The organism is Pseudomonas grandcourensis (assembly GCF_039909015.1).
Lineage (GTDB): Bacteria > Pseudomonadota > Gammaproteobacteria > Pseudomonadales > Pseudomonadaceae > Aquipseudomonas > Aquipseudomonas grandcourensis.
This window is the reverse complement of sequence record NZ_CP150919.1, coordinates 2,323,886-2,336,508: the sequence shown is the minus strand read 5'-3', so window position 1 is coordinate 2,336,508 and position 12,623 is coordinate 2,323,886. Positions and strand designations below refer to the sequence as shown.

The 12,623-nt window shown below is 60.3% G+C and carries 10 protein-coding genes; 7 read left to right on the top strand and 3 right to left on the bottom strand.

From position 1 onward, the window contains the following. Positions 1-30: 30 nt before the first annotated feature. A complete protein-coding gene (locus AABM52_RS10455) occupies positions 31-681 on the bottom strand; it encodes a GNAT family N-acetyltransferase (protein WP_347911678.1) in 651 nt (216 codons plus the stop codon). 297 nt (positions 682-978) lie between these two features. Between AABM52_RS10455 and xthA the strand changes: the two genes are divergently transcribed. Next, positions 979-1,791, top strand: coding sequence for an exodeoxyribonuclease III (xthA, locus tag AABM52_RS10450; protein WP_347911677.1), 813 nt, complete (start codon positions 979-981; stop codon positions 1,789-1,791). Between the two features lie 121 nt (positions 1,792-1,912). Beyond that, complete coding sequence (locus tag AABM52_RS10445; protein ID WP_347911675.1) at positions 1,913-3,253, top strand: phosphate ABC transporter substrate-binding/OmpA family protein; 1,341 nt, start codon at positions 1,913-1,915, stop codon at positions 3,251-3,253. 117 nt (positions 3,254-3,370) lie between these two features. On the opposite strand, the gene AABM52_RS10440 is transcribed toward AABM52_RS10445, so the two are convergent. After that, positions 3,371-4,600 carry an acyl-CoA dehydrogenase gene (locus tag AABM52_RS10440; protein ID WP_347911674.1) on the bottom strand — a complete coding sequence of 410 codons (1,230 nt, stop codon included), beginning with the start codon at positions 4,598-4,600 and terminating at the stop codon, positions 3,371-3,373. A gap of 164 nt (positions 4,601-4,764) precedes the next feature. Between AABM52_RS10440 and AABM52_RS10435 the strand changes: the two genes are divergently transcribed. The 3 genes from AABM52_RS10435 to AABM52_RS10425 all read left to right on the top strand — a co-directional run bounded on the left by AABM52_RS10435 (position 4,765) and on the right by AABM52_RS10425 (position 7,276). Beyond that, on the top strand, positions 4,765-5,694 hold the full coding sequence (locus tag AABM52_RS10435; protein WP_347911673.1) for a LysR family transcriptional regulator: 930 nt from the start codon (positions 4,765-4,767) through the stop codon (positions 5,692-5,694). A gap of 133 nt (positions 5,695-5,827) precedes the next feature. Then, entirely contained in the window at positions 5,828-6,229 is a 402-nt protein-coding gene (locus AABM52_RS10430; protein WP_057714129.1) for a MerR family DNA-binding transcriptional regulator, read from the top strand. A 147-nt stretch (positions 6,230-6,376) separates the two neighbouring features. Further along, positions 6,377-7,276, top strand: a complete 900-nt coding sequence (locus AABM52_RS10425) for a hydroxymethylglutaryl-CoA lyase (protein ID WP_347911672.1) — start codon at positions 6,377-6,379, stop codon at positions 7,274-7,276. 661 nt (positions 7,277-7,937) lie between these two features. Here AABM52_RS10425 and AABM52_RS10420 read toward each other — a convergent pair. Next, on the bottom strand, positions 7,938-9,632 hold the full coding sequence (locus AABM52_RS10420) for an AMP-binding protein (RefSeq protein WP_347911671.1): 1,695 nt from the start codon (positions 9,630-9,632) through the stop codon (positions 7,938-7,940). A gap of 204 nt (positions 9,633-9,836) precedes the next feature. Between AABM52_RS10420 and AABM52_RS10415 the strand changes: the two genes are divergently transcribed. Then, positions 9,837-11,000: an isovaleryl-CoA dehydrogenase gene (locus tag AABM52_RS10415; protein WP_347911670.1), complete on the top strand. Its 1,164-nt coding sequence runs from the start codon at positions 9,837-9,839 to the stop codon at positions 10,998-11,000. Between the two features lie 12 nt (positions 11,001-11,012). Then, positions 11,013-12,620 carry a carboxyl transferase domain-containing protein gene (locus AABM52_RS10410; RefSeq protein ID WP_056724065.1) on the top strand — a complete coding sequence of 536 codons (1,608 nt, stop codon included), beginning with the start codon at positions 11,013-11,015 and terminating at the stop codon, positions 12,618-12,620. Positions 12,621-12,623 lie beyond the last annotated feature (3 nt).

The following is a 12,623-nucleotide window of genomic DNA, read 5'->3' as shown; positions in this document are numbered from 1 at the left end:
AGAGCCTGACATGCCCGGAAAGTTCGCCTGTTAAGCCGTTGCAGTATGTAACACCTGGGGATTGGGGTGAAAAAACACGTGTTCACGAACCGGCCCTACGGCAACTTCACCGATTTCCTCGTAGCCCTGACGTTTATAGAACTCCAGATAGCGAGGATTCCCGGTATCGAGGATCACGCCCTGTGAGTTTTCATCCACGGCGCACCAGTTGTGCACGGCTTGCAACAGTTGTTCGCCGAAATGTTTGCCCTGGAACTGCGGATGAACCCCCAGCAACGGCAGGACGTGCACCGATTCGTTCGGCACGCAGGCCTCCACGGCGGCGTGGTACTCGAGGTAGCGACGGGTGCAACGAAATCCCGTGCTGAGCACCATGCGCAGGCGCCAGGCCCAACTTTCGGTAACGCCGAGGCGACGTTGCGGCGGTGCGATCAGGGCGATGCCGATCAAGCGGTCGTTGACCAGCAGGCCGATGGCCGGCAGGTCCTGAAAAAAGTGCTGGGTCACCAGTTCGCGCACGGTGGCGCGAACCCGCTGTTCGTAGCCGGGGCGCTCGGCTTCGAACAGATAGCCAAAGGTCGGCTCGTGTCGATAAGCCTGGTACAGCAGCGAACGTGCTTCGCGGGCGTAGCCGCTGTCGAGCATGTGAATATCGGCGATGGCTGTCGAAGTTTCGGGCATGACGGTTGATCTCCCCGGCACAGCTCGGGTGGCTGCGCTCTTGTTGTTACGAGCCTGTCGGCGCTGACACAGTTCCTTACAGATCCGAACTCAGTGTAGGCAATGAAATCGCCTTCGCGAGCAGGCTCGCTCCCACAAAGGTACAGACCCCATCCATTCCCTGTGGGAGCGAGCCTGCTCGCGATGAGGCCATCACTGCCCACACAAGACTGACTGACAAAACCGAATCCCCTCACCCCACACTGGCCCGATTCCCACATGTCAGCTAGCATCGCCCTTTTGCCAGGACTGCCGACCATGAAGATCGTCTCCTTCAACATCAACGGGCTGCGCGCCCGTCCCCATCAGCTGGCGGCGCTGATCGAAAAGCACCAGCCCGATGTGATCGGCTTGCAGGAAACCAAGGTTCACGACGATCAGTTCCCGCTGGCCGAGGTTCAGGCCCTGGGGTATCACGTGTACTACCACGGGCAAAAAGGCCATTACGGCGTCGCCCTGCTCTCGCGCCAGGAGCCTCTGGCCTTGCACAAAGGCTTCACCACCGACGAAGAAGACGCCCAGCGGCGCTTCATCTGGGGCACCTTCGCCGACGCCAACGGTGTGCCGGTGACCATCATGAACGGTTATTTCCCACAGGGCGAAAGCCGCGACCACCCGACCAAGTTCCCGGCCAAGGAGCGTTTCTACGGCGACTTGCAGCAATTGCTGGAAAGCCAGTTCAAGAACGACCAGCCGCTGGTGGTGATGGGCGATGTGAACATTTCCCCGGAAGACTGCGACATCGGCATCGGACCGGACAACATGAAGCGCTGGCTGAAAACCGGCAAATGCAGCTTCCTGCCGGAAGAGCGCGAGTGGATGGCCCGCCTGAAAAACTGGGGCCTGGTCGACAGTTTCCGTCACCTGAACCCGGACGTGACCGACACCTTCAGCTGGTTCGACTACCGCAGCCGCGGCTTCGAAGACGAACCCAAGCGTGGCCTGCGTATCGACCTGATCCTAGCCTCCCACGGCTTGCTGCCACGGGTGAAGGCTGCGGGGGTGGACTACGAACTGCGCGGCATGGAAAAGCCTTCGGACCATGCGCCGATCTGGCTTGAGTTGAGCTGATTTCTCCCGGCCACATCAATCCCCTGTAGGAGCGAGCTTGCTCGCTCCTACGAGTGTCATTTTTCCGAAACCTTACTGACTTAATCTCCCGACACCTCCTTTGGCTATTTAAGGTGCCGGCATGATGCTGCGCGTGTTGTTCCTGTTGATGCTGTGCACGGGCTTGCCGCAAGCGGCCTCGGCCGGCGACTTGCCGACACCCGAAAACGGCCCGGTGCTGAGGATTCAGGGTTCCAACACCATCGGTGCCGCATTGGGACCGGCGCTGGTCGAGGGCCTGTTGAGTGAACAGGGCCTGCGCAAGATCCACCGGGAAACCCCGGACACCGCCAACGAACTGCGCATCGTCGGAGAAACCGTTCAGGGCCGTCGGGTCCTGGTGGAGGTGGCGGCCCATGGTTCCAGCACCGGGTTCACCGCGCTAAAAACCGCCAGCGCCGATCTTGCCGCCTCGTCGCGCCCGATCAAGGACAGCGAACTGGCCAGCCTGCAATCACTCGGTGACCTGAAAAGCCCGAGCGCCGAACAGGTCATCGCCATCGACGGCCTGGCGATCATCCTTCATCCGGACAATCCGCTGAACCAACTCGACACCGTGCAACTGGCGCGCATCTTCAGTGGCGAGGTGAAGACCTGGGAAGACATCGGCGGTCGCGGCGGGCCGATTCATCTGTATGCGCGGGATGATCAGTCCGGGACCTACGACACCTTCAAGGAACTGGTCCTCAGCGGCCGCGGGAAAACCCTCGGTAGCGCGGCGAAACGCTTCGAGTCCAGCGAGCAACTGTCCGATGCGGTCAGCGCGGACCCGCAAGGCATCGGCTTTATCGGTTTACCCTACGTGCGCCGGGCCAAAGCGGTGGCCATTGTCGACGGTCAATCACAAGCCATGCTGCCGCTCAACAGCCTGATAGCCACGGAAGATTATCCGCTGTCCCGTCGGTTGTTCTTCTATCTGCCGCCGACGGGGAAAAATCCCTGGGCCCAAGCGCTGGTGGCCTATGCCCAAAGCAGCAAAGGGCAAGCGATTGTCGCCGCCAACGGGTTTATTGCCCAGACCGTCCAGGCCATGGCCGTCACGCCGAATGCGCTGATGCCCGAGGGATACCAGTCCCTCAGTCGTCACGCCCAGCGGTTGTCGGTGAATTTTCGCTTCGAAGAAGGCAGTGCCAGCCTGGACAACAAGGCGCGGCAAGACCTGACGCGAGTGCTCGACTATATAAAGCAGCAAGACAAAATGTCCGGGCAAGTGACGCTGGTGGGGTTTGGCGATGCCAAGAGCGACCCGGCGCGCGCCGATCTGTTGTCGAAGCTGCGGGCCATGGCGGTACGGCGCGAGTTGGTGAAGAACGGCGTGGTGTTTCGCGAGATTCGCGGTTTTGGCGCGGAAATGCCGGTGGCGGCCAATAGCGCCGATGAAGGAAGGATCAAGAATCGGCGGGTTGAGGTTTGGGTTTACTGAATCTGCTGTTGATGTGCTGGATCGACTGACGCAATCGCGGGCAAGCCCGCTCCCACAGGGATCACACGGAACCTGTGGGAGCGGGCTTGCCCGCGAAGAACGATAACGCGGTGTCTGTCAGTGCCCGCTGCGCATCATCTCTTTCGGCACATATTTGCCGATTTCGAACTTGCCGACCGCTGCTCGGTGCACTTCGTCCGGGCCGTCGGCCAAGCGCAGGGTGCGCTGCATCGCGTACATGTAGGCCAGCGGGAAATCGTTGGAAACCCCTGCCCCGCCATGAATCTGGATCGCCCGGTCGATCACCCGCAGCGCCACGTTCGGCGCCACGACCTTGATCTGCGCGATCTCGCTTTTCGCCACTTTGTTGCCGACGGTGTCCATCATGTACGCCGCTTTCAACGTCAGCAGGCGTGCCATGTCGATTTCCATCCGCGAGTCGGCGATCTTGTCGATGTTGCCGCCCAGGCGTGCCAGAGGCTTGCCGAACGCCGTGCGGTTCACCGAGCGTTTGCACATCAGTTCCAGTGCGCGCTCGGCCATGCCGATCGAACGCATGCAGTGGTGAATCCGGCCAGGGCCAAGGCGACCTTGTGCGATTTCAAAGCCGCGTCCTTCACCCAACAGGACGTTTTCGTACGGCACACGCACGTTTTCAAAGTGCACTTCTGCGTGGCCATGAGGAGCATCGTCGTAACCGAACACCGGCAGCGGACGCACGATCTTCACGCCGGGCGCATCCACCGGCACCAGAATCATCGAGTGCTGGGCATGACGTGGCGCATCCGGATTGCTCAGGCCCATGAAGATCAGGATCTTGCAGCGCGGGTCGCACGCACCCGACGTCCACCACTTCTTGCCGTTGATCACCCACTCGTCGCCATCGCGCACCGCACGGGCGGCCATGTTGGTAGCGTCGGAGGACGCAACGTCCGGTTCGGTCATGGCGAATGCCGAGCGGATCTCGCCGCGCAGCAAGGGTTCGAGCCAGCGTTGCTTCTGCTCTTCGTTGGCATAACGCACCAGCACTTCCATGTTGCCGGTGTCCGGTGCCGAGCAGTTGAACGGCTCTGGCCCCAATAGCGAACGGCCCATGATTTCCGCCAGCGGAGCGTATTCGAGGTTGGTCAGGCCGGCGCCAAGCTCAGACTCAGGCAGAAACAAATTCCACAGACCCTCGGCCTTGGCCTTGAGTTTGAGTTCTTCCATGATCGCGGTCGGCTGCCAGCGATCGCCTTCGGCAACCTGGCGCTCGAACACGGCTTCGGCCGGATAAACGTAGGTGTCCATGAACGCTGTTACGCGCTCACGCAGTTCCTGAACCTTGGGCGAATAAGCGAAATCCATGAGCGAGATACCTTCTTGGGGGAGGTTGTTTAGGTCATGTATCGATGCTAGAACAGCGTTGATAATTTACCTAGCCTATTCTCGGCGTGTATAAACATTCATCACCGATATATGATCGACTGATCGTCACGGTCAGTCCGCCCACACAATAAGAGAGCCGCGTAATGAATCTGAGCAAGGTCGATCTCAACCTTTTCATCGTCTTCGACGCGATCTACACCGAAGCCAACCTGACCCGTGCCGGGCAGATTGTGGGCATTACCCAGCCAGCGGTGTCGAACGCGCTGGCCCGGTTGCGCGAGACCTTCAACGACCCGTTGTTCGTGCGCACCGCCCAGGGCATGGTGCCCACGCCCATGGCGCAGAACATCATCGGCCCGGTGCGCAATGCGCTCTCGCTGCTGCGCGTGTCGGTGCAGGAAAGCCGCATTTTCAACCCGCAGCAAGCGGTCAAGACCTATCGCATCAGCATGACCGACCTCACCGAAGCGGTGATCCTGCCGCTGCTATTCCAGCGCCTGCGTCGCCTGGCGCCGACGGTGATCATCGAAAGCTTCCTGTCCAAACGCCGGGAAACCACCAAGGAGCTGGCGGCCGGCCGCCTCGACTTCGCGGTGGATGCGCCGCTCAACACCGACCCGCAGGTGCGTCACGTCAAGTTGATGGAGGACCGCTACGTGTGCGCCATGCGCAAGGGGCATCCGCTGGCGGGCAAGGAGAAACTCACGCTGGATGATTACATGGGCCTGACCCACATCCATATTTCCAGCCGACGCAGCGGCCTCGGCTATGTCGACCTGGCGCTGGGCAAGATGGGCATCCAGCGCAAGATCGCCCTGCGCTCCCAGCATTACCTGATGGCCTCGCAAGTGTTGCAGCAGACCGACATGGTCATGACCGTGCCGGAACGCTTCGCCCGTCGTAACGATCTGCACGCCTTTTATCTGCCGGTCAACGACGTGCCACCGGTGGAAACCCACCTCTACTGGCACGAAAGCACCGACCAGGACCCGGCGAACCGCTGGATGCGCGAGCAGATGATCGAGTTGTGCCAGCAGGTGACGGCACAGGAGAAAAAGCTCGAGAAGGTGTAGGGCTTGATACCGAGGCGCCCCCATCGCGAGCAAGCTCGCGATGGGGCCAGCAAGAACAGCAAAAATCGCTGCCCCTTGACGTAAACGTCAACCTGCCATTAGCTTAGCGCCATGACCTTTTGCGAGCGCGTCCATGAGCAGCCAGACCTACAGCATTTCCGATCTCGCTCGCGAGCTCGACATCACCACCCGTGCCATTCGCTTTTATGAAGAGCAAGGCCTGCTCAGTCCTGAGCGTCGCGGCCAGGAACGCATTTACTCGCCTCGCGACAAGGTCAGCCTGAAGCTGATCCTGCGGGGCAAGCGCATCGGTTTCTCCCTGGCTGAATGCCGCGAACTGATCGAGCTCTACGACCCGTCCAGCGGTAACACCAAGCAACTGCACAGCATGCTGGCGAAAATCAGCGAGCGCCGGGAACAGCTTGAACAGCAAATGCTCGACATCGAACAGATGAAACTGGAGCTCGATACCGCCGAAGAGCGCTGCGTGCAGGCGCTGGAGCAGACGCTCAAAAGCCAGGAAGTCATTCAATAAAACCCGCCCCCCTTGTAGGAGCGAGCTTGCTCGCGATGGTCGTTAACGATAACGCGTGTTTGCTGGATAAACGCGGTGCTTGGGAGCCCATCGCGAGCAGGCTCGCTCCTACAGGGTTCTCCGAACAATCAGCACAGGTCGATCCCCATGCCCCTCCCCACCCACGTACGCATTGTCGAAGTCGGCCCACGCGACGGCCTGCAAAATGAAGCCCAACCCATCAGTGTTACCGACAAGGTACAACTGGTCGACGCGCTGACCGCAGCCGGGCTCGGCTATATAGAAGTCGGCAGTTTCGTTTCGCCCAAGTGGGTGCCGCAGATGGCCGGCTCCGCCGAGGTCTTTGCGCAGATCCAGCGCAAACCCGGCGTGGTCTACGGCGCACTCGCCCCCAATCTGCGCGGTTTCGAAGACGCCCTCGCCGCCGGGGTCAAGGAAGTGGCCGTGTTCGCGGCGGCGTCCGAAGCGTTTTCACAGCGCAACATCAATTGCTCGATCAGCGAAAGCCTGGAACGTTTCGGGCCGATCATGGACGCCGCCAGACAACATGGCGTGACGGTGCGCGGTTACGTGTCCTGCGTGCTGGGCTGCCCCTATGAAGGTAACGTCGCCCCGGAACAGGTCGCCGTGGTCGCCCGCGAGCTGTATGCCATGGGCTGCTATGAGGTTTCGCTGGGGGACACCATCGGCACCGGCACCGCAGGCGCAACCCGCAGGATGTTTGAAGTGGTATCGAAGGATGTGCCCCGGGAGAAACTCGCAGGTCACTTCCACGACACCTACGGCCAGGCTGTGGCCAACATCTACGCCAGCCTGCTGGAAGGCATCTCGGTGTTCGACAGCTCCATCGCAGGTCTGGGCGGCTGCCCCTATGCCAAGGGCGCCAGCGGTAACGTCGCCACCGAAGACGTGGTTTACCTGCTCAACGGCCTGGGCATCGACACCGGAATCGACCTCGACGCCTTGATGCATGCCGGTCAGCAGATTTGCGCTGTATTGGGTCGCCCTACCGGTTCCCGCGTGGCCAAGGCCCGCAGCGCACAGTGAGTGTGCTGAGTGTGTCCGGGTGTTACCGCTGTGTCTGAAACGTGGGGCACAAGCGAGTAACACGGAAACAAAATGTAGGGGTTTGCCTGAGGCGCAAAACCTTACAAATTTTCAAACCATTGATTTTAAAGGCTTTTAAAAAGTTGGCACGCCTCCTGCTATATCTATCGCACAACAAGAATAAAAAAATTGCGGCAAACCTAATAAAAACAAGACGTAACGACTCTGACATAACAAAAACAACACGGCAGAGACGCAGCTAACAGATTTTTTTGGAGAAGATGTGCTTTTCAGGGTGCTTTTCGAAGTTACCCGCAACCGGGCAGAGAATAATAAAACTACCTTCAGGTAGCTCCCGAACTGGTTGGATCGCTCAGCGAGAAAGTAGATCAGCGCTCAAAAAAATACGTTTGCTCTTGATCCCGAATGGGGATCGCCAAAAACAGCGGTAAAGGGCAACGGTTGCCAAAAACAAAAACAGACCGACCCTCAATAATAAAAAAAGAGCACGCGAAACGAAAATTAAAGGGGAGCTTCGGCTCCCCTTTGTGCTGTCTGGCGTTTGAGATATCCAAGCACAACCTTGTAGGAGCTGGCACAGCCTGCGATCTTTTGATCGTGACCTTCGCCAACCCTAAAAGATCGCAGCCTTCGGCAGCTCCTACCGTATCGCTTTGAGCTCCTCGATACTGATCTCGCGCATCCTGAATTTCTGGATCTTGCCGGTCACCGTCATCGGAAACTCCTCGACGAACTTGAAGTAACGCGGCGTCTTGAAGTGCGCGATGCGCTCCTTGCACCAGGTTTGCAGCTCTTGCTCGGTGGCGCTGTGGCCGGGGTGGAACTTGATCCAGGCGACGATCTCTTCACCGTAGCGCGAGCAAGGAATGCCGATCACCTGCACGTCTGCGACAGCCGGATGAGTGAAGAAAAACTCTTCCAGCTCCCGTGGGTAAATATTCTCACCACCACGGATGATCATGTCCTTGTTGCGCCCGGCAATGCACACGTAACCCTCGTCGTTCATGCTCGCCAGGTCACCGGTGTGCATCCACCCCGCCTGATCGATGGCATCCGCCGTGCCTTCGGGGTTGTTCCAATAGCCGAGCATCACGCTGTAACCGCGGGTGCACAGTTCGCCGATGGTGCCGCGCGGTACCAGGTTGCCCGCTTCGTCGATGATCTTGCTTTCCAATTGCGGCTGGGTGCGACCGACTGTGGTCACGCGCAGCTCCAGGTCGTCTGAAGGACCGGTCTGCAACGACACCGGACTGGTTTCCGTCATGCCGTAGGCAATCTGCACTTCGCTCATGTGCATCTCGCTGATGACCCGGCGCATCACCTCGATAGGACAGGTTGCGCCTGCCATGATCCCGGTGCGCAGGCTCGACAGATCAAACCCGGCGCGCTGGGGTTGATCGAGCATGGCGATGAACATGGTCGGTACGCCGTACAGCGCCGTGGCTTTTTCTTCAGCCACGGCGCCCAGAGTCAGCAATGGATCGAACGCGTCGTTCGGATAAATCATCGTACTGCCATGGGTGATGCAGCCGAGGTTGCCCATGACCATACCGAAGCAGTGATACAACGGCACCGGGATCACCAGGCGATCAGCTGCGGTCAAGCCGAGGCTTTCGCCGACCATGTAGCCGTTGTTGAGAATGTTGTAGTGACTGAGGGTCGCGCCCTTGGGGAAGCCGGTGGTGCCCGAGGTGTACTGGATATTCACCGGCTGATCGAAATGCAGGCTGTCCTGGCGTTCATGCAGTTGCTCGACCGTCACGCCGCCCGCCAGATCGGCCAGTTGCGACCAAGGCAGGAACCCTGACGGTGGCTGCGCATCCAGGCTGATGACGCCACGCAACTCCGGCAACCGCTCACTCTGCAACTTGCCGATGGATTGCCCGGCCAGCTCCGGCACCAGGCCTTGCAGCATCGCGTGATAGTTCGAGGACTTGAAGGCCCCGGCACACACCAGCCATTGGCAGCCAGACTGCTTCAGCACGTATTCGAGTTCGGAACTGCGATAGGCGGGGTTGATGTTGACCAGGATCACGCCGATTTTCGCGGTGGCAATCTGGCTGATGCACCACTGCGCACAGTTCGGCGCCCAGATGCCAAGGCGGTCCCCGGCTTGCAGCCCCAGCGCCAGCAGTGCTCTGGCGTGCAGGTCCGCAGCCTCCGCCAATTGCCGCCAGGTGTAACGCAACTGTTGATGGCGCACCACCAGCGCCTCCCCGTCCGGGTACTGCGCGACCGTGTTGTCGAACGCCTGGCCGATGGTCATCGCCAGCAAGGCTTTGTCCTGGGAACCACGGGTGTAACTGCGTTGCGGGCTTGCACTGGGTTGATCCATGACGACCCCTATTGTCTTTATTTATGGGCTACCGGCGATCCCACAGACGTGGTCCGCGTTCTATCTTGAACTGGCTCTACTCTCGCTCAAGTTGACGTTAACGTAAAGGGCGATTGACAGCCATTCGTCACAGGCTTACGTTAACGTAAAGGTGAGAACCCATTGACAGTCTCACCAACCGACAAAAAAGCCAAAAGGTGACCCATGAGCTATCCATCCCTGAATTTTGCCCTCGGTGAAACCATCGACATGCTGCGCGATCAAGTTCAGTCCTTCGTCGCCAAGGAGATCGCCCCGCGCGCCGCTCAGATCGACATCGACAACCTGTTCCCCGCCGACCTGTGGCGCAAGTTCGGCGACATGGGCCTGCTGGGCATTACCGTGCCGGAAGAGTACGGCGGTGCAGGCCTGGGTTACCTGGCCCACGTGGTGTCCATGGAAGAAATCAGCCGTGGCTCGGCTTCGGTGGCGCTGTCCTACGGCGCCCACTCCAATCTGTGCGTCAACCAGATCAACCGCAACGGCAACCACGAACAGAAATCCAAGTACCTGCCCAAGCTGATCAGCGGCGAGCACATCGGCGCCCTGGCCATGAGCGAACCGAATGCCGGTTCCGACGTGGTGTCGATGAAACTGCGCGCCGACAAGCGTGGCGACAAGTACGTGCTCAATGGCAGCAAGACCTGGATCACCAATGGTCCGGACGCCGACACCTACGTGATCTACGCCAAGACCGACCTGGAAAAGGGCCCCCACGGCATCACCGCCTTCATCGTCGAGCGCGACTGGAAAGGCTTCAGCCGCAGCAACAAATTCGACAAGCTCGGCATGCGTGGCTCGAACACTTGCGAGCTGTTCTTCGATGACGTCGAAGTGCCGGAAGAAAACATCCTCGGCGTGCTCAATGGCGGCGTGAAAGTGCTGATGAGCGGCCTCGACTACGAGCGCGTCGTTCTGTCCGGTGGCCCGACCGGGATCATGCAGGCGTGTATGGACCTGATCGTGCCGTACATCCACGACCGCAAGCAGTTCGGCCAAAGCATCGGCGAATTCCAGCTGATCCAGGGCAAGGTCGCCGACATGTACACCCAACTCAACGCCAGCCGCGCTTACCTGTACGCCGTGGCCCAGGCCTGCGAGCGCGGCGAAACCACGCGCAAGGACGCCGCCGGCGTGATCCTCTACAGCGCCGAGCGCGCCACGCAAATGGCCCTCGACGCGATCCAGATTCTCGGTGGCAACGGCTACATCAACGAATTCCCGGCTGGCCGTCTGCTGCGTGACGCCAAGCTGTACGAAATCGGTGCCGGCACCAGTGAGATCCGTCGCATGCTGATCGGTCGCGAACTGTTCAACGAAACCCGCTAAACGGAGCTGTCCATGGCTACCCTGCACACCCAGCTCAATCCCCGTTCAGCGGAGTTCGCCACCAATAGCGCGGCGATGCTCAAACAGGTCGACGCGTTGCACACCCTGCTCGCCCAAGTGGCGCAAGGTGGCGGCCCGAAGGCTCAGGAACGCCACACCTCGCGGGGCAAACTGCTGCCTCGCGAGCGCATCAACCGCTTGCTCGATCCGGGTTCGCCGTTTCTGGAAATCAGCCAACTGGCGGCGTACGAGGTGTATGGCGAGGACGTCCCCGCCGCTGGCGTGATTGCCGGGATCGGTCGGGTGGAAGGCGTCGAGTGCATGATCGTCGCCAACGATGCCACGGTGAAAGGTGGCTCGTATTACCCGCTGACCGTGAAAAAACACCTGCGCGCCCAGACCATCGCCCAGCAGAACCGCCTGCCATGCATCTATCTGGTGGATTCGGGCGGCGCCAACCTGCCGCGCCAGGATGAAGTGTTTCCGGACCGCGAGCACTTCGGGCGGATTTTCTTCAACCAGGCCAACATGAGCGCCATGGGCATTCCGCAGATTGCCGTGGTCATGGGATCCTGCACCGCTGGCGGCGCCTATGTACCGGCGATGGCCGACGAAGCGATCATGGTCCGCGAACAAGCGACGATCTTCCTCGCCGGCCCGCCGCTGGTGAAAGCCGCGACCGGTGAAGTGGTCAGTGCCGAAGACCTTGGCGGGGCCGATGTGCACTGCAAGATTTCCGGTGTGGCCGACCATTATGCCGAGAGCGATGAACACGCCCTGGCACTGGCCCGCCGCAGCGTCGCCAACCTCAACTGGCGCAAGCAAGGCGAGGTTCAGCAGCGCACACCCATCGCCCCGCTCTACAGCAGCGACGAGTTGTACGGCGTGGTCCCGGCCGACGCCAAGCAACCGTTTGACGTGCGCGAAGTGATTGCGCGGCTGGTGGATGGTTCGGTGTTTGACGAGTTCAAGGCGCTGTTCGGGACAACGCTGGTCTGCGGTTTTGCTTACCTGCATGGTTACCCGATAGCGATTCTCGCCAACAACGGCATCCTGTTCGCTGAAGCGGCGCAGAAAGGCGCGCACTTCATCGAACTGGCGTGCCAGCGCGGCATCCCGCTGCTGTTCCTGCAGAACATCACCGGCTTCATGGTCGGCCAGAAGTACGAAGCCGGCGGTATCGCCAAGCACGGCGCAAAACTGGTGACCGCCGTGGCCTGCGCCAAGGTGCCGAAGTTCACCGTGATCATCGGCGGCAGTTTCGGTGCCGGTAACTACGGCATGTGCGGGCGCGCCTACGATCCGCGCTTCTTGTGGATGTGGCCAAATGCGCGCATCGGCGTGATGGGCGCCGAACAGGCGGCTGGTGTGCTGGTGCAGGTCAAGCGCGAGCAGGCCGAACGCAGCGGCCAGGGTTTCAGCGCCGAGCAGGAAGCCGAGATCAAGCAACCGATCCTCGACCAGTACGAAGAACAGGGTCACCCCTACTATTCCAGCGCGCGCCTCTGGGACGACGGTGTCATCGACCCGGCCCAGACCCGCGACGTACTGGCCCTGGCCTTGTCCGCGTCGTTGAACGCGCCAATCGAACCGAGCCGCTTCGGCGTGTTCCGGATGTGATCG

Excerpts from the sequence above, each read along its gene's own strand:
- AABM52_RS10455 (WP_347911678.1), bottom strand. The coding sequence starts at position 681 with ATGCCCGAAACTTCGACAGCCATCGCCGATATTCACATGCTCGACAGC.
- AABM52_RS10425 (WP_347911672.1), top strand. The coding sequence starts at position 6,377 with ATGCCCCTCCCCACCCACGTACGCATTGTCGAAGTCGGCCCACGCGAC.
- AABM52_RS10435 (WP_347911673.1), top strand. The coding sequence starts at position 4,765 with ATGAATCTGAGCAAGGTCGATCTCAACCTTTTCATCGTCTTCGACGCG.
- AABM52_RS10445 (WP_347911675.1), top strand. The coding sequence starts at position 1,913 with ATGATGCTGCGCGTGTTGTTCCTGTTGATGCTGTGCACGGGCTTGCCG.
- AABM52_RS10430 (WP_057714129.1), top strand. The coding sequence starts at position 5,828 with ATGAGCAGCCAGACCTACAGCATTTCCGATCTCGCTCGCGAGCTCGAC.
- AABM52_RS10420 (WP_347911671.1), bottom strand. The coding sequence starts at position 9,632 with ATGGATCAACCCAGTGCAAGCCCGCAACGCAGTTACACCCGTGGTTCC.
- AABM52_RS10410 (WP_056724065.1), top strand. The coding sequence starts at position 11,013 with ATGGCTACCCTGCACACCCAGCTCAATCCCCGTTCAGCGGAGTTCGCC.
- xthA (WP_347911677.1), top strand. The coding sequence starts at position 979 with ATGAAGATCGTCTCCTTCAACATCAACGGGCTGCGCGCCCGTCCCCAT.
- AABM52_RS10415 (WP_347911670.1), top strand. The coding sequence starts at position 9,837 with ATGAGCTATCCATCCCTGAATTTTGCCCTCGGTGAAACCATCGACATG.
- AABM52_RS10440 (WP_347911674.1), bottom strand. The coding sequence starts at position 4,600 with ATGGATTTCGCTTATTCGCCCAAGGTTCAGGAACTGCGTGAGCGCGTA.